The 16185-nt window shown below is 54.3% G+C and carries 17 protein-coding genes; 6 read left to right on the forward strand and 11 right to left on the reverse strand.

Translation table 11 applies throughout. The features are described 5' to 3' along the window. The first annotated feature begins 273 nt into the window (after window positions 1-273). Window positions 274-579, forward strand: coding sequence for a hypothetical protein (locus tag AFK62_RS08175; protein ID WP_032984319.1), 306 nt, complete (start codon window positions 274-276; stop codon window positions 577-579). On the opposite strand, the gene AFK62_RS08180 is transcribed toward AFK62_RS08175, so the two are convergent. Next, entirely contained in the window at window positions 576-941 is a 366-nt protein-coding gene (locus AFK62_RS08180) for a DUF488 domain-containing protein (RefSeq protein ID WP_053531839.1), read from the reverse strand. The two genes, AFK62_RS08175 and AFK62_RS08180, sit on opposite strands and share 4 nt — an antisense overlap. A 205-nt stretch (window positions 942-1146) precedes the next feature. Here AFK62_RS08180 and AFK62_RS08185 point away from each other — a divergent pair, with 205 nt between their 5' ends. Next, window positions 1147-1854, forward strand: a complete 708-nt coding sequence (locus AFK62_RS08185; RefSeq protein WP_007678244.1) for a CTP synthase C-terminal region-related (seleno)protein — start codon at window positions 1147-1149, stop codon at window positions 1852-1854. Between the two features lie 3 nt (window positions 1855-1857). Here AFK62_RS08185 and AFK62_RS08190 read toward each other — a convergent pair whose 3' ends face one another. From AFK62_RS08190 to AFK62_RS08200, 3 genes are all read right to left on the reverse strand, one after another. Then, a complete protein-coding gene (locus AFK62_RS08190) occupies window positions 1858-3042 on the reverse strand; it encodes a CynX/NimT family MFS transporter (RefSeq protein ID WP_007678242.1) in 1185 nt (394 codons plus the stop codon). Between the two features lie 75 nt (window positions 3043-3117). Next, a complete protein-coding gene (locus AFK62_RS08195; RefSeq protein WP_007678238.1) occupies window positions 3118-3564 on the reverse strand; it encodes a DUF441 domain-containing protein in 447 nt (148 codons plus the stop codon). 186 nt (window positions 3565-3750) lie between these two features. Next, window positions 3751-4275 carry a YbaK/prolyl-tRNA synthetase associated domain-containing protein gene (locus AFK62_RS08200; RefSeq protein WP_007678235.1) on the reverse strand — a complete coding sequence of 175 codons (525 nt, stop codon included), beginning with the start codon at window positions 4273-4275 and terminating at the stop codon, window positions 3751-3753. Between the two features lie 435 nt (window positions 4276-4710). On the opposite strand from AFK62_RS08200, the gene AFK62_RS08205 reads away from it, so the two are divergent. Then, window positions 4711-4884, forward strand: a complete 174-nt coding sequence (locus AFK62_RS08205; protein WP_004386632.1) for a con-10 family general stress protein — start codon at window positions 4711-4713, stop codon at window positions 4882-4884. A 50-nt stretch (window positions 4885-4934) separates the two neighbouring features. Here the strand turns inward: AFK62_RS08205 and AFK62_RS08210 are convergent, their stop codons facing one another. The 3 genes from AFK62_RS08210 to yeaG all read right to left on the reverse strand — a co-directional run bounded on the left by AFK62_RS08210 (window position 4935) and on the right by yeaG (window position 10078). Continuing rightward, window positions 4935-6497, reverse strand: a complete 1563-nt coding sequence (locus tag AFK62_RS08210; RefSeq protein WP_050555048.1) for an EAL domain-containing protein — start codon at window positions 6495-6497, stop codon at window positions 4935-4937. 238 nt (window positions 6498-6735) lie between these two features. Beyond that, a complete protein-coding gene (locus AFK62_RS08215; protein WP_032984754.1) occupies window positions 6736-8019 on the reverse strand; it encodes a YeaH/YhbH family protein in 1284 nt (427 codons plus the stop codon). Window positions 8020-8143: 124 nt separating this feature from the next. Further along, on the reverse strand, window positions 8144-10078 hold the full coding sequence (gene yeaG, locus AFK62_RS08220; protein ID WP_007678229.1) for a protein kinase YeaG: 1935 nt from the start codon (window positions 10076-10078) through the stop codon (window positions 8144-8146). A gap of 472 nt (window positions 10079-10550) precedes the next feature. Between yeaG and AFK62_RS08225 the strand changes: the two genes are divergently transcribed. Next, entirely contained in the window at window positions 10551-11261 is a 711-nt protein-coding gene (locus AFK62_RS08225; protein WP_007678228.1) for a MipA/OmpV family protein, read from the forward strand. 123 nt (window positions 11262-11384) lie between these two features. On the opposite strand, the gene AFK62_RS08230 is transcribed toward AFK62_RS08225, so the two are convergent. Together AFK62_RS08230 and gapA are read right to left on the reverse strand one after the other, a co-directional pair. Beyond that, on the reverse strand, window positions 11385-12272 hold the full coding sequence (locus AFK62_RS08230; RefSeq protein ID WP_007678227.1) for a D-hexose-6-phosphate mutarotase: 888 nt from the start codon (window positions 12270-12272) through the stop codon (window positions 11385-11387). A 78-nt stretch (window positions 12273-12350) separates the two neighbouring features. Further along, window positions 12351-13346 carry a glyceraldehyde-3-phosphate dehydrogenase gene (gene gapA, locus AFK62_RS08235; protein ID WP_007678226.1) on the reverse strand — a complete coding sequence of 332 codons (996 nt, stop codon included), beginning with the start codon at window positions 13344-13346 and terminating at the stop codon, window positions 12351-12353. Window positions 13347-13691: 345 nt separating this feature from the next. On the opposite strand from gapA, the gene msrB reads away from it, so the two are divergent. After that, window positions 13692-14105: a peptide-methionine (R)-S-oxide reductase MsrB gene (gene msrB, locus AFK62_RS08240; protein ID WP_007678223.1), complete on the forward strand. Its 414-nt coding sequence runs from the start codon at window positions 13692-13694 to the stop codon at window positions 14103-14105. A 40-nt stretch (window positions 14106-14145) separates the two neighbouring features. After that, window positions 14146-14424: a YeaC family protein gene (locus AFK62_RS08245; RefSeq protein ID WP_007678220.1), complete on the forward strand. Its 279-nt coding sequence runs from the start codon at window positions 14146-14148 to the stop codon at window positions 14422-14424. A 66-nt stretch (window positions 14425-14490) separates the two neighbouring features. On the opposite strand, the gene pncA is transcribed toward AFK62_RS08245, so the two are convergent. Beyond that, window positions 14491-15132 carry a bifunctional nicotinamidase/pyrazinamidase gene (pncA, locus tag AFK62_RS08250; protein WP_007678208.1) on the reverse strand — a complete coding sequence of 214 codons (642 nt, stop codon included), beginning with the start codon at window positions 15130-15132 and terminating at the stop codon, window positions 14491-14493. A gap of 11 nt (window positions 15133-15143) precedes the next feature. After that, window positions 15144-16160, reverse strand: a complete 1017-nt coding sequence (gene ansA / locus AFK62_RS08255) for an asparaginase (RefSeq protein ID WP_032984751.1) — start codon at window positions 16158-16160, stop codon at window positions 15144-15146. Window positions 16161-16185: the final 25 nt, after the last annotated feature.

A 16185-nucleotide genomic window follows, 5' to 3' on the forward strand; every position in this document is an offset into this window, starting at 1 on the left:
GATCGTTATGCGCAGGACGGGCAGGGCAATTGCCACGACGGCGCGCTTATGTGGCGCCAGCCTTTCCTGCAGCGGGGTAAGATGAGGCGAAAAAGGCAATGCTGTGGGTTAGCACAGCAAGAGCGAAAGCATAGCGGATAAGCGAAGCGGAAAAATGAAGAAACCAGGGAGATTCGCCGCGAACTGCACATTTTTTGATTCAGAAATCTTTACATCGCGACATAAGAATGTTCTGATCTGCGTGTTTTATTATCACGAACGCGGAAAGACCCCATGCAACCACTCAAGCCAGGCGCTCTTGCCATGATTATCGGCGCCCGTACCACCGCCGGACGGGAAAACATTGGTAAATCTGTTGAACTGTTCAGCCTTTGTCAGCCAGGCGAGCGCTTTATCAACCCGGTTACCGGTTTTATGACCGAGCTGCCGATGGCCTGTGCTCGCCCGCTGTGGCTGGTGACCGGCGATGTCGTGGCTGCCGACGGGCAGACCGGGTTTGCTTTTGTGCGCGCCGAACATCTGATGCCGCTGGACGGCCAGATGCTGCCGCTTGAAGAAACCACGTTACACTTCAGCTAATCCGCTTTCGTCTCACCAGCCAGTTCTCTGAGCCACGCCGCCAGGATCTGCGCGTGGTTCTGGCTCCGGTCTTTCGCGCCGTAGAGCAGCGTAAGCGTGCCGTTACGCGCGATTGCCGCGAGCCGTTCGCCTTCTTGCGTCTGCTCTGCGAGTTCTTCGCGATAGCGCGCGCTAAAGTGCGCGAAGTCGATAACTTCCCCGTGCAGCGCTTTGCGAAGCGGGGTGGAGGGGGCCAGCGTTTTATTCCATTCATCGAGCGGCAGCCGGGCTTTTTGAATGCCGCGCGGCCATAGCCTGTCTACCAGTACCCGGTAGCCGTCCTGCGGTTGCGGTTCATCATAAACGCGTTTTAAAGTAATCATCCATGCCTCCTGGCTTCTTGTTATGACCTTACAAATTATGCGCATACCGGGAAAATGAGGCAAATCGGCGGTGCGATTGACCGAGACATCTCGCAAAACCGCGCACGATACCCTGCTGAATTTTGGTGTTGTTAGACAGCGCGCAGATCAGTATGCTGATGTTCCTTATGTTGTGCATAATTCGTTCTGGCATAAGGAAAACCTCATGGAAACCTCTCCGCTTACCTCCACGCTGCGTATTGCGCTTGTTGGCGACTACCACTCCGAGACTGTCGCGCATCAGGCTATCCCGCTTGCGATTGACGACGCCGCCGCGGTGCTGGAACTGACCGCTGATTACGACTGGCTGCCGACAAAAGATATTACGAGCACAGAAGACCTGGTGGGCTATGACGCCATCTGGGTCGTACCCGGCAGCCCTTATGAAAACGAAGATGGCGCGTTTACCGCGATTCGCTATGCGCGCGAAAATGCCATTCCGTTTCTTGGCACCTGTGGTGGCTTCCAGCATGCGGTCATTGAATACGCCCGCAACGTGCTGGGATGGGACGATGCGAACCATGGCGAAACGGCACAGGGCGGCAGACAGGTGATTTCACCGCTGAGCTGTTCGCTGGTGGAGCAAACCGGGGAAATTGAGTTACGTCCGCATACGCTTATCGCACGCGCCTACGGGCGGGAGATGATTGAAGAGGCGTACCACTGCAATTTTGGTGTAGCCCAGGCATTTATCGATGCGCTGAGCGCAGACGCGCTAAAAGTGACCGGCTGGGATAACGAGGGCGACGTGCGCGCCGTCGAACTTACCACCCATCCTTTCTTCGTGGCGACGCTGTTCCAGCACGAGCGCGGCGCGCTCGACGGGCGGCCCGTGCCGCTGGTGCGCGAATTCCTGCGCGCCGCCCGTCGGTAATGACTACGGCGCGCCGATTTCCCGCGCGCGTCCGGCAAAACCGCCTGCAATGGCCATGACGACGGCCAGTGCAGCACACACCATCAGCGGCAGGCTCCAGCTTTGCAACAGGTCATGGAGCCTGCCGATAGCAGGCGGCCCGCACGCCGCCAGCAAATACCCCACCGATTGCGCCATCCCCGACAGCGCCGCTGCCTGATGCGCTGAGCTGGCGCGCAGGCCGATGAACGTCAGGCCGAGGATCATGGTCGCACCCGAACCAAAACCGAAAATCACGACCCACCAGGCGGCGAGACCTGGAAAAAGCCACAGCCCGATGGGGCTTATCGCGCAAAGCAGTGCCGTCAGAATGGCGATGCCGCGCTGATCGCGCAGTCTTGCCAGCAGCAACGGCACAGCAATACCGGGTATGGCGGTTGCAAGCTGCATTAAGCCATGCAGCGAACCGGCCTGCGCTTCGCTAAAGCCGCTGCTGATAAGGATCGACGGCAGCCAGCCGATGACGATGTAATAGATAAGCGAGTTGACGCCAAGAAACAGCGTGACCTGCCAGGCGAGCGGTGAGCGCCAGATGCCGCGCCCTTGCTGTGCCGCATGGCCGCCTACGGCATCGCGACGGGCGGCGCGCAGTTGTGGGAGCCACAGCAGCAGCGCCAGCAGGGGAAAGACGATGAGCGCAAGTAGCGCGCCGCGCCAGCCGCCGGTGAGTGTGGCCACTGGCACCACCAGCGCTGAACCCGCTGCGGCCGCAAGCCCCATTGTCAGGGAGTAGGCACCCGTCAGTTTCGCGACATGGCCTGGGAAGTCACGTTTGATCATGCCAGGCAACAAAACGTTGCCCAGGGCGATGCCACAGCCAATCAGCGCGGTGCCCGTAAAGAGCGCCGCCACGCTGCCTGATGAACGTAGCGCGATACCCGCGCAGATAAACAGCAGCGCGGCGCACAGGCTGCGCTCCATGCCGAAGCGCCGGGCGCTTCCCGCCGCGAGCGGTGACACCAGCGCAAAGGCCAGTAGCGGCAGCGTGGTCAGCAGTCCGGTGGCGGCGGTGGAGAGTGTGAAGTCAAGGCGAATGGCGTCAAGCAGCGGCGCCGCGCCGGTAAAGGTTACGCGAAGCGTGGTGGCAATCGTCAGTATGCCCGCCAGCAGCAGCCAGCCGCCGCGACGTACAGAAATTAGTACAGACATGGATCCCTCATGAGCGCGTCAGCGTGGTGGCGCTGCGCGAGGACGTCAGGTGAAAAGAGAGGACATTATGCACGGCTACTGGCGGCCTATCAGTAAAGAGACCAACCCCGCAGCGATAAGCGGCCCGACCGGCACCCCGCGAAAGAGCGCCACGCCAAGCACGGTGCCGACCAGCAGGCCCGCGACAATCGACGGCTGGCTGCCCATCAGCGCCACGCCTTTGCCGCCAAGCCAGGAGACAAACACGCCGACTGCGATCGCGACCAGCGATTTCCAGTTGAGAAACGCCTGAAAGAGGGTGGAGGCGGGCAGCGTGCCGCTCGCGATGGGTGCCATCACGCTGATGGTCAGAATGATAATACCTACGGTAACGCCCTGTTTTTCTACCCACGGAAACCAGGCGCTGAGCGGCGTCATCCGGATGACGATAAGCACCAGCACTGAAACCGTCACTGCCAGGTTATGGCTGACAAACCCGAGGCCAGCCAGCGCCAGCAGGATAAGCAGCGTCATATCGAACATAGTCAAGCTCCTTGCCAGACGACCGCCGCGGCCTGTCGTCATTATTTTGCAATTAAATGCCGGTATCTGTGGGGGCAGTCTACCCCTGATGACTTTGCGACACCTCCGGAGAAACGATGAACGATTTACTGTCGCCCGATGCGCTCTGGATAGCCGCGTTCTTCTTCACCACCGCCGCCACGCTGATTATTGCGGTGCGGTATCTGGAAAAGCGTTGGTAGACGGCGCCCGGTGAAATGCGACAAGCGCAGGTTTTGCAAGACGCAGATAGTCAGCGGTGCTCATGATAATCGATTTTTCGAGCAGACCGGCGTTGAACGCGATTTCATCGTGGCGCTCGAATAACAGCGGGTCGGCAACCAGGTGTAGGTCCGGGTGAAAACTAAAGGGCGGGATTGCGCCAAAAACACAGTGGGTGAGGGTATCGACCTCGGCAGGGCTCGCCAGCGAGGCTTTGGTACCGCCACGTTGCTGTGCCAGTAAGGCGAGATCGGCCTGTAGATCGGCGCCAAGCACCGCCAGCACTACCTGTTTCACGCCATTGCCTTTGATTTTACAAACGAGGGCTTTCGCGCCCTGGCTTAATGCCGTGCCGCGGATAGCTGAGACCGCTTCGCATTTTCCTACGGCCTCATGCTCCATAACGCGAAACCGCGCCTGACCGTTGGTCAGTAACGCCACCAGTTGCTCATGTATATCCATACCTTTCATTTTGTCGCCTCGCTTATATTTATGTATTCCACCTTACTGGCGGCTCGCTTATTTTGCAATGCCACGAAATTTACACACAATAAAAAACGAATAAAATAAACGAGGTAATTTAATTTCACACAGAAAATAAAAATCTGTCGTTTGGCTTACTTCGCAAAGGTGTATTAAGGTCATAAGAGTGTCTTATGAAAATGTCTGCTGTAAAAAAGAGAAGTAATGGCTTCAGCCAGCCGGTGTATCGTAAACACAGCGCCGGAAAGTAGTGAGATAGTTTCACAATCGCGGCCCGGACGGCAGTGCGCCGAACTGAGCGACGTTTGAGAAAAGCAGGAAAGCGCGCTTGACCGGTAGGCGTAAATGATACCTTCGGCAAGTGATGCTGTATTAACCATTGACGTTTTTTCTGGTAACACTAACCCAATCTCGGAGGCTGTTATGGCTGAACATCGTGGTGGTTCCGGCAATTTTGCCGAAAATCGTGAAAAAGCATCAGAAGCGGGTAAAAAAGGCGGGCAGCAGAGCGGCGGGAATTTTAAAAATGACCCGGAACGCGCCTCTGAAGCAGGTAAAAAAGGCGGACAGAATAGCCACAGCGGCGGACGTAAATAATCTGCATCGCGCTTTTTACTTGTCATCGCAGCAGCCTCAGGGCTGCTGTTTTATTTTGCCTGCATGGTCAGCAATAAGCGCAGCGCCTGGCTGTCGATAGGTCTGGAAAACCACCAGCCTTGTCCGTAGCAACCCGGAAAATTATCCTGAAGGTAATCGACCTGTAACCGCTGTTCCAGCCCCTCAAATACGATCTGCTGCGGCATCGCTTTTAACATCAGAATCAGATTCACTAACAAGGTCTTATTCAGCGACGGGGTGCCAATGGCATCGGTAATACTTTTATCGACTTTCACTTCGTCAATCGGCAGACGCGACAGCCAGGATATTGTCGAATATCCGGTGCCAAAATCATCAAGCGCTATCAGAAAACCCTGACGTTTAAATAATAATATTGCCGCTTCCATGTGAGCAAGGGTGGCATTTTCCCGCTCGGTTATTTCAAGCATAATGCGATGAGTCGCAAGTTCGGTTTTTCGCGTCAGTTCTGTCAGGAAATCGAGATAGTGACGAGAGAAAAGATCCGCAAGACTAATATTAATGCTGAGCGTCAGGTCGTATCGCGTCAGTAAGGGGGCCATTTCAGCCACCGCTTGTGTTGTGACAAACTCGGTAATTTTCCCCATCAGCCCTTCTTTTTCGGCGAGCGGAATAAAAACGTCCGGTGAGATAGCCTCGCCATTATTATCGTGCCAGCGTAACAATGCTTCCATGCCTTTCATGCAGCCGGTTTCAATCTCATAAATCGGCTGGTAGACCACGCGCATGTCCCCATTTTTTAAGGCATTTTCAAGCAGCATCGACAATGAAGATTTTTTTCGTTGATACAGGGCAAGCGCGGCGCAAAGGGAAAGCCCGAGCACCAGACCCAATGCGATGAGAAGGGCGAGATGATACCAGCGAGCCTGCAACAATCCATAAGGGTGCGTACCCGCAATGACGCAGAGATCGTATTGCGTATTACATTGCTGCTGCGTAATGAAATACCAGGCGTAGTGGGAGGTGGCATCCGCATCAGTTAATAGCGCCTGGGTAGGTCCCAGCGTAAACCAGCGGCGGTCATGATCCCCGTTGGTGATAACGGCGCTGTAGCGTGCGGTGACGGCGTCTTTTTCAAAGCGGGTAAAGATAAACGGAGAAAATATCACCAGCAGATCGTTGCGCCACCAGCCCGTGACCTGGATGGTGTCGGTTAACGGCAGGTTTAATAGCCAGCGGGCACCCTGGCGGCCGACAAAACTTTCCGATGCGCTCAGTGGTTGTGGAATAGGAAGGCGGCCCCAGAGCGCCGAGCATAAAATGCCACGGGCGCCGGTGCGGCCGACATCTTTGATCATCTGGTAATTCCAAAGCAGCGTGCGCAATGCATTGAGATCGGCTTCGCTACAAGTGGAATAATGTGCCATTTTCGCCTCGCGGGCGGAAATATCATTCGCCTGTTGCACCAGCGTCACGCTGCGTTCCAGCACAGCCCGGCTGTAATCATTTAATCTGCTGGCTTCTATTCGCCAGCACATGATTTGCGCAACGGCCAGAACAGCAAACAAACTGGCGATGATTATTCCCGCTGTCCCGGAAGTTTTATTCAAGCCCAATGAGACCCTGTTAAACATGATTCATGGTGGTCCTGCGACGGCGCAGCGTCGTTCTTATTTAATGCCGCTCACTATAACTGATAGCGAACCGGCTGTAAGTAAATTCTGTAGGGTTATTAATACGGCGCTCATTCCTTGCTTAATATTATGGACGATAATGACGAATTAATTAAGCAGGGCTGATATAAAAGTTAAGCAGTGCTTTAATTTGTGATAGGGAAATAAGAAATGTCAGGGCCGACAAGCGGCCCTGCGGTTAGCTGTAGTTTTCACTGGCCTGTTTGTGAAACAGTTCGCGGAATACCGGATAGATATCTTCCTGATCGCGAATATGCTGCATAGCGAAATTCTCATATTTCGCCTGCAAATCTTCATATTCACGCCACAGAGTTTGGTGGGCACGACGAGTGATTTCGATATAACTGTAATAACGAACGACAGGCAGAATTTTCTTCGCCAGAATGTCGTGGCAAAGCGGGGAGTCATCCGCCCAGTTATCGCCGTCTGAGGCCTGTGCGGCGTAAATATTCCACTGCGCCGGGTCGTAGCGTTCTTTAACAACATCATCCATGAGCTTCAGCGCGCTGGAGACAATGGTGCCCCCGGTTTCCTGCGAATAGAAAAACTCATGTTCATCGACTTCTTTCGCCTGGGTATGGTGGCGGATATAGACCACATCGACGTTTTTATAGGTTCTGCTCAGGAACAGATAGAGCAGGATATAAAAGCGCTTGGCCATATCTTTGGTCGCCTGATCCATGGAGCCTGATACGTCCATGAGACAGAACATCACGGCCTGGCTTGACGGCTCCGGACGTTTCTCAAAGTTTTTGTAACGCAGGTCGAAGGTGTCAATAAACGGCACGCGTTCGATTTTGGCGCGCAGTTCGGCGATTTCCCGGCGCAGACGCTCTTCTTCGAGCAGTTGCGCGGGTTCGCTTTTCAGCGCCTCTTCAAGATTTGACTCCAGTTCGCGCAGTTCACGACGTTTACCCGCCGTCATCGCCGTACGGCGCGCCAGCGAGTTTTGCAATGAACGTACCACGCTGATGTTCGCCGGCACGCCATTGGAGGTGTAACCGGAGCGGTGGGTTTTATATTCGTTAAGCTGTCGGTGCTGGTTTTTTTTCAGATTCGGCAGCGCGAGATCTTCGAACAAGAGATCAAGGTATTCGTCTTTGGAGATCTGAAACACGAACTCGTCCTGGCCTTCGCCGTCGGCGCTTGCCTGGCCCTGACCGCCGCCGGACCCGCCGCCGCCCCCCTGAGGCCGTTCAATACGATCGTTTTGCACGAAATGGTCATTACCCGGATGGACGCGATGGCGCAGGCCGCCGCGTCCCTGATGAAACATCGGTTCGCTAATGTCGTCGTTCGGAATCGACACCGACTCGCCGCTCTGAACGTCGGTCACCGAGCGTTTATTGATAGCTTCAGAAATTGACTGTTTGATTTGTGCTTTGTAACGGCGCAAGAAGCGCTGGCGATTCACCGTGCTTTTGTTTTTGCCGTTTAGACGTCGGTCTATGAACCAGGTCATATGCCCCCCGTACTGCATTTGCCAACTTTGCGCGACGCCTGTAGCGCCGGATACGCGTGGCGTACCCGGCCTGCGGTTCGCGTCGTTGTAAGCCCGGTGAGCGCGAACGCTCCCGGGTGATGGTTTAAGACGATTTACGCACGCGCAAATACCATTCGCACAGCAGACGCACCTGCTTGCGGGTATAGCCTTTTTCCATCATGCGATCGACAAAATCATCGTGTTTTTTCTGCTCATCCGTGGACGTTTTGGCGTTAAAGGAGATAACGGGCAGCAACTCCTCGGTGTTCGAGAACATTTTCTTCTCAATAACCGTGCGCAGCTTCTCATAGCTGGTCCAGTTCGGGTTGCGGCCATTATTATTAGCACGGGCGCGCAGCACGAAGTTGACGATTTCATTACGGAAATCTTTCGGGTTGCTGATGCCGGCCGGTTTCTCGATTTTCTCCAGTTCCGCATTAAGCGATTCGCGGTCAAAGAGCTGGCCGGTATCCGGGTCACGATACTCCTGATCCTGGATCCAGAAATCCGCGTAGGTTACGTAACGGTCAAAGATGTTCTGACCATATTCGGAATAGGACTCCAGATAGGCTGTCTGGATCTCTTTGCCGATGAACTCGGCGTATTTCGGAATGAGATAGCCTTTCAGGAATTCGAGATAACGCTCCGCGTGCTCTTGCGGGAACTGCTCACGTTCTATCTGTTGCTCCAGCACATAGAAGAGATGAACCGGGTTTGCCGCCACTTCGATGTGATCGAAGTTAAAGACGCGCGAAAGGATTTTGAATGCGAAACGGGTAGAGAGCCCGTTCATGCCTTCGTCCACGCCCGCGTAGTCGCGATACTCCTGATAGGATTTCGCTTTCGGGTCGGTATCTTTAAGGCTTTCCCCGTCATAGACGCGCATTTTTGAATAGATGCTGGAGTTTTCTGGCTCTTTCAGGCGCGACAAAATAGAGAAGCGGGCGAGCGTTTCCAGCGTGCCTGGGGCGCACGGCGCGTGCGACAGCTCACTGTGATTAAGCAGTTTTTCGTAGATTTTGATCTCTTCCGAGATACGCAGGCAGTAAGGCACCTTGACGATATAAACGCGGTCGAGGAACGCTTCGTTGTTTTTGTTATTACGGAAAGTAACCCATTCAGATTCGTTGGAGTGCGCCAGAATAATGCCGTTAAAGGGCAGGGCAGAGATGCCTTCCGTCCCGTTATAGTTCCCTTCCTGCGTCGCGGTCAGCAACGGGTGGAGCACTTTAATCGGCGCTTTGAACATTTCAACGAATTCCATTACGCCCTGGTTTGCGCGACACAGTGCGCCGGAATAGCCGTAGGCGTCCGGATCGTTTTGCGCGTGATGCTCAAGCTTACGAATATCGACTTTACCCACCAGCGCCGAAATATCCTGGTTGTTTTCATCACCAGGCTCGGTTTTCGCAATCGCGATTTGCTCAAGAATCGACGGCCAGACTTTGACGACGCGGAATTTGGTAATATCCCCGCCGAACTCATGTAAGCGTTTCGCGGCCCACGGCGACATAATGGTGCCGAGATAACGGCGCGGGACGTTATATTCTTTTTCAAGAATTTGGGCATCTTCCTGAGGGTTAAACAGACACAGCGGGTGATCGTTGACCGGGCTGCGCTCGCCGTTGGCGCTTAATACATAAATCGGCACGCGCTGCATCAGTGATTTCAGACGCTCAGCAAGTGACGATTTACCGCCCCCCACCGGGCCCAGCAGATAGAGGATCTGTTTCTTCTCTTCCAGACCCTGTGCCGCATGTTTCAGGTACGACACAATCTGCTCAATGGCCTCTTCCATGCCATAGAATTCCTCAAAGGCCGGATACCGGGCAACCACCCGGTTCGAAAAGAGACGGGAAAGCCGTGGCTCCTGGGCAGTATCCACCATCACTGGCTCACCAATGGCCATCAATAGCCGTTCCGCCGCATTGGCATAAGCACTGCGATCCTGCCGGCAAACGGTAAGAAATTCCTGCAGTGTGAACTCTTCGTCCTTGGCAGCTTCATAACGCTGACGATAGTGATCGAATATATTCATGGCATGCCGTCCTTTCGTTTTTTAGCACAGGTTGAAGAGCCGTTCATATGAATAGTGGAGGCTCCCGGAAGACGTATTCTGAGTACAGCAACCCTTATGCCAACTGAAGCATTTATTTTGCGCGTTGCACTGTGCTACTGCGGTCAGGGTAATGCACCTTCTTAATTTTAAGCGTAGATGGCATTTGAAAAACTTGCATGCCGCCCTTTTAGGGATCCAGTGATTTATCAAGCACTCATCCCGTTGTTTCTACGCAAGCATTTACACACAAGACACGGATTCACCGCAAAGTCATAAAATTGCAAGGCCGCTGTAACGCGAAAATGCGACGCTGCGCGATCGAATGATGTAAAGAAGTGAGAAAAAATTTGGGGTGAAGAGTAAGGGACGGTTACACTTCGCGAGCTGATTATTTGACTAAAGGACTTGATGGATTGTGAGCACATTCAAATTTCTGGCACTGGGTGCCCTCATGGCTTCCGCCGCTACCGTTGCGCATGCCGAGGGCAAGCTGTCCGTTGGCGCGGGTGCAGGATGGGTAGTCAATCCCTATAAACAGTACGACAGAGACGTTTATCCTCTGCCGGTTATCAACTATGAAGGCGATAACTTCTGGGTGCGTGGCCTGGGCGCGGGTTATTACCTGTGGAATGACACCGCCGATAAGCTCTCGATTATGGCGTATTACTCGCCGCTGCACTTTAAGCCTGGCGACAGCGATAGCCGTGCGTTACGCCGTCTGGATGAGCGTAAAGCGACGCTGATGGCGGGGCTTTCTTACGTGCATAACACGCAATACGGTTTCCTGCGCACCTCGCTTGCGGCCGACACGCTGGATAACAGCAATGGCATCGTATGGGATCTGGCCTGGCTCTATCGTTATACCAACGGTGGCCTGACGTTAACGCCAGGTATCGGTGTGGAGTGGAGCAGCGAAAACCAGAACGATTATTACTATGGCGTAAGCGGGCGAGAATCTCGTCGCAGCGGCCTGAGCCGCTACGATGCTGACGATGGCTGGGCGCCGTATGCCGAGCTGACTGCGACCTATCGTCTGTCTGACAGCTGGAGCGTCTACGGCAGTGGTCGCTATACGCACCTGAGCGACGAAGCGAAAGACAGCCCGATGGTGGACCGTTCCTGGTCTGCGCTGCTGTCGACCGGCGTGACTTATACGTTCTGATACGCAGACATCGTTTCGTGGGGCGCCTTGTGCGCCCCTTTTTTATGGCGCGAAAGTAAAAACCGGGAAAGTTAATGCAGGGGAGGGGGGAGATAACGGCCCCGTCAACGAGGCCGTCATGTGTCAGGCTTTTTTCACAACGCGCAGCGTCTGAGAGAGGCGCGACGGTTTGTCTTCCCGTGTCTGCTGCGGTTTGGTCACGCAGGCGCTTTCTACGCAAACAAAGGTCTTATAGCCGTCATCTGGCATATCGCTCATGCTGACGGACAGCGCCGGGCCTGGGTTCCAACCCACCACGTTGCTATTGTGATGGTGGGTCACCTCAATGGTGCGGTTCAGTGCGCCATCATGGATCAGACTGCACCCTTCCGGGTTCAGATAAACACGGTCGGTTCGGTCCGGGAAAGTCTGAACACCGTCGCCAAGCGAACCTTGTTCCCCGCCGTTAACTTTATCGATGTAGGTGTCACCAAGACCGCTGACTTTAACGTCGGCGATGTCGCCTACGTTGAAATAAGTGTGCAGCGCGGAGGTGGTTTCAAATTCGCCGTGCGCTTCGAGTTCCATTTCGCAGGTTTTGCCGAGTTTATAACGTGCGTACAGCGTGAAATCGTGCGGCCAGTACTGGCGGCTTTCGTCATTCGCATGCAGTTCAAACGTCAGCACTACGCCGTTGTCATCTTCATTGTGAGCGCTTAACGACCATGGAAGATTGCGGGCGAAACCGTGAGACGGCAGTGCGTTATCGGCTGATGGGCCAAACCACGGCCAGCAAATCGGCACGCCGCCGCGGAGCGCAACGCCTTTTTTAAACGGCGTGTTGTCGCTCAGCCATAAAACCTCTTCTTCGCCGGCAGGCTTCCAGCACAGCAGATGCGCGCCTTGCAGCGCCACGGCGGCGCGGACGCTCGGATGATCGATGACAACCACGTCCAGCTCGTCATGCTGACGACGAGAAAGGTAGGGAGTTAACTGTTCAGACACCGGCAGGGCAAAAATCGTGTTAATCATTTCTGGCAATCCTCTGTCTTTAAAGCCAAATAAAAAGGGCGACCGAAGTCGCCCTTAAAGATCACATTCTCATCTCACTTATTTGGAGATGTGAGCGATCAGGTCCAGTACTTTGTTAGAGTAGCCGGTTTCGTTGTCGTACCAGGAAACCAGTTTCACAAAGTTGTCGTTCAGTGCGATACCTGCTTTAGCATCGAACACGGAAGTGCAGATTTCGCCGTTGAAATCGGTAGAAACAACGTCGTCTTCGGTGTAACCCAGAACGCCTTTCATTTCGCCTTCAGCGGCTTTCTTGATAGCGTCTTTGATCTGCTCGTAGGTCGCTGCTTTTTCCAGGCGAACGGTCAGGTCAACAACAGAAACGTTCGGGGTCGGAACGCGGAACGCCATACCGGTCAGTTTGCCGTTCAGTTCCGGCAGTACTTTACCTACAGCTTTAGCAGCACCGGTAGAGGACGGGATGATGTTCTGTGCTGCGCCGCGGCCGCCGCGCCAGTCTTTGTGAGACGGGCCGTCAACGGTTTTCTGAGTAGCGGTGGTCGCGTGAACGGTAGTCATCAGACCTTCGATGATGCCGAAGTTGTCGTTGATAACTTTCGCCAGCGGTGCCAGGCAGTTGGTGGTGCAAGACGCGTTGGAAACGATGTCCTGGCCTGCATATTTATCAAAGTTAGCGCCACGAACGAACATCGGGGTGTTGTCTTTGGACGGGCCAGTCAGAACAACTTTTTTCGCGCCAGCGGTGATGTGTTTACGTGCGGTTTCGTCGGTCAGGAAGATACCGGTTGCTTCAGCAACCACGTCCACGCCCACTTCGTCCCACTTCAGGTTAGCCGGGTCTTTTTCAGCGGTAACGCGGATTTTTTTACCGTTAACGATCAGATGACCGTCTTTAACTTCAACGGTACCGTCGAAACGACCGTGAGTAGAGTCATACTTCAGCATGTAGGCCATGTACTCAGCGTCTAACAGGTCGTTGATTGCAACGATCTCGATGTCAGAACGTTTCTGAGCAGCACGGAAAACAATGCGACCGATACGGCCAAAACCGTTGATACCTACTTTGATAGTCATATATTCCACCAGCTATTTGTTAGTGAATAAAAGGTTGGCTGTAAAATTACAAAAACCTTACGCAGCGTCAAGCGGAATCGTGTCAATCATTGCGACAAATCAATCCTATGGACAAGCTTTGCACGACTGACTCGCCTTACTCTTCCTTTTGGGCTTAGGTCCATATGGGGACACCGCCAGGAATTTAAAAGGGCGTCGAAAATAAAAGTGTGACTTGCGTCACGTTTGCTTGTTCGCTGCATTTTCAGTGCTAAGTTTAGACCAAAAGTGTACGCGTTACTGTTAATGTTTTGTTAGAATATTGCAGGTAATGTAACTGCTTAAACCTCCCCGAGATGTCACCTTATGGCCAATCAAAACTCCCAGGACGATCTGAAAAACACCCTGACGGAAATGCAGTTTTATGTCACCCAGAATCACGGCACGGAACCGCCGTATACCGGGCGCCTGCTGCATAACAAGCGTGATGGCGTCTACCACTGTCTGGTGTGCGATGCGCCGCTATTTAACTCTGAAACCAAATACGATTCTGGCTGCGGCTGGCCGAGTTTTTACGAGCCCGTCAGCGAAGATGCGATTCGTTATCTCAATGACTACTCGCACGGTATGCAGCGCATTGAAATTCGCTGTGGAAACTGTGAAGCACATCTGGGTCACGTTTTCCCGGACGGCCCGCAGCCGACCGGCGAGCGCTACTGCGTTAATTCCGCCTCGCTGAGCTTCAGCGACGATGACAATGGCGAGCAAATCAAAGGCTGAAGAATCGATTCAGCAAATTATTCCACTGGAGCGCGATTTTATGAACCTGGAAGACCTGATTAGCAGCATGACGCCAGAAGTTTATGAGCGGCTTGCGACGGCGGTAGAGCTGGGTAAATGGCCTGACGGCGTAGCGCTGACGCCTGAACAGAAGGAAAACAGTCTGCAACTGGTTATGCTCTGGCAGATGCGCCATAACACCAATCCGCAGCACATGACTATCGGCACCGACGGTCAGCTGGTGATGAAGAGCAAGCAGCAATTGAAAGCCGAATTTGGCATTAATGCGCAGCCTATCGCCACGCTGAAACCACAGTAAGCTGAAATTTGCTGAAGCGCATAAAAAAGCCGCAGGTTACGCTGCGGCTTTTGTTTTTCTGGTGCCTTACGCCTGCGTTTCGCGCCAGTCGTCGAGCGTGAACAGTGTCGCGCCGCCCGCCGCCATCTCCTGAAACGCCAGCATACTCGCCTGCGGCGTCAGATTAACGCCCCGACAACCGTCGGTAATGACATTCACGTCATACCCAAGGCTCAGCGCATCCAGCACCGTATACTTGACGCAATAATCCGTGGCGAGGCCCATTACAATAATCTCGCTGATGCCGCGGGCGCGCAGCCAGTCGTCAAGCGCGGTTTTCTGGCGATGCCCATTATCGAAAAACGCGCTATAGCTATCGATAGTCGGGTTCTCGCCTTTAAAAAAACGCTGTTCAATGGCTTTCTGGTTCAGAAGCGGATGGAGCGCAGCTCCGTCGCTGTTCTGAATGCAGTGATCCGGCCACCACGTTTGCGGCAGGCCATCCAGCGTGCCTTGCGTGAACGGCGCGGTTTGTTGCACCGACGCAAAGCTGCCGTGGTTGGCCGGGTGCCAGTCCTGGCTTGCCAGAATCGGTTCACCGCGGCTCTGACACCATTCAATCATCGCGTTGGCGATATCCACGGTGCTGTCACCCTCTGCGACAGCCAGTGCGCCACCAGCGCAAAAATCGTTTTGCAGATCCACCAGCAGCAGGGCGCGTGAATTCATAACGGCTCCTTTTACTCGTCCGGGGTCAGCTCGCCACGCAGGTTACGCATCATCGCATCGCGGATTTCCTGCGGCTCCAGCCCCTGGCTTAACAGATAATGCAGTTTAGTCAGCGTCGCCTCGACAGTCATGTCGAAGCCGCTAATCACCCCGGCGTGTGCCAGCGCGTTGCCCGTGGCGTAACCGCCCATATTCACCTTGCCGGACATACACTGCGTCAGGTTTACCACCACAATCCCGCGTGAACAGGCTTCCTGAAGCTCCTTCAAAAAGTCGCCATGCTGGGGGGCATTTCCCACGCCATAGGAGCGCAGGATAAGCGCCCGCACCGGCTGGCGCAGAAAATTACGCACCACGTCGGCGGAGATCCCCGGGTAAATCGTTACCACGCCGATAGGCTGCGGTGTAATCGGGTGCACCACCAGTTCGCCGTGGCCGTGCGGGGCGGGAGGTGTATTCAGGCGGCGAATATGAATACCTGCTTCGAGCAGCGGCGGCAGGTTAGGGGAGGCGAAGGCGTCAAAGCCGTCGGCATGCGCTTTGGTGGTGCGGTTGCCGCGATAAAGACGGTTATTAAAGAACAGCGTTACTTCGCTAATCGGGTAGTTCGCCGCGACATAGAGCGAATTGAGCAGGTTAATCTGTCCATCAGAGCGCAGTTCCGCCAGTGGGATCTGCGAGCCAGTCACGATAACCGGCTTGCTCAGGTTCTCCAGCATGAAGGAGAGCGCCGAGGCGGTAAACGCCATCGTGTCAGTGCCATGCAGGATGACAAAACCGTCATAGTCATCGTAATGGGCTTTGATGTCTTCGGCGATATGCTGCCAGTCCTGCGGCGTCATATCCGAGGAGTCCATCAGGGGTACATATTCATGGATAGTGAAATCGGGCATTTCGGGGCGGTGGAATTCCGGCATCTGTGCAAGCTGCTGCTGGAGATGACCGGAAACCGGAATATAGCCGTGTTCGGAGCGTTGCATACCGATGGTGCCCCCGGTATAGGCAACGTAAATCGATTTCTTTTGCATAGGATGGTTTTAGTTGTGCATAAAC

Source organism: Cronobacter condimenti 1330 (assembly GCF_001277255.1).
Classification (GTDB): domain Bacteria; phylum Pseudomonadota; class Gammaproteobacteria; order Enterobacterales; family Enterobacteriaceae; genus Cronobacter; species Cronobacter condimenti.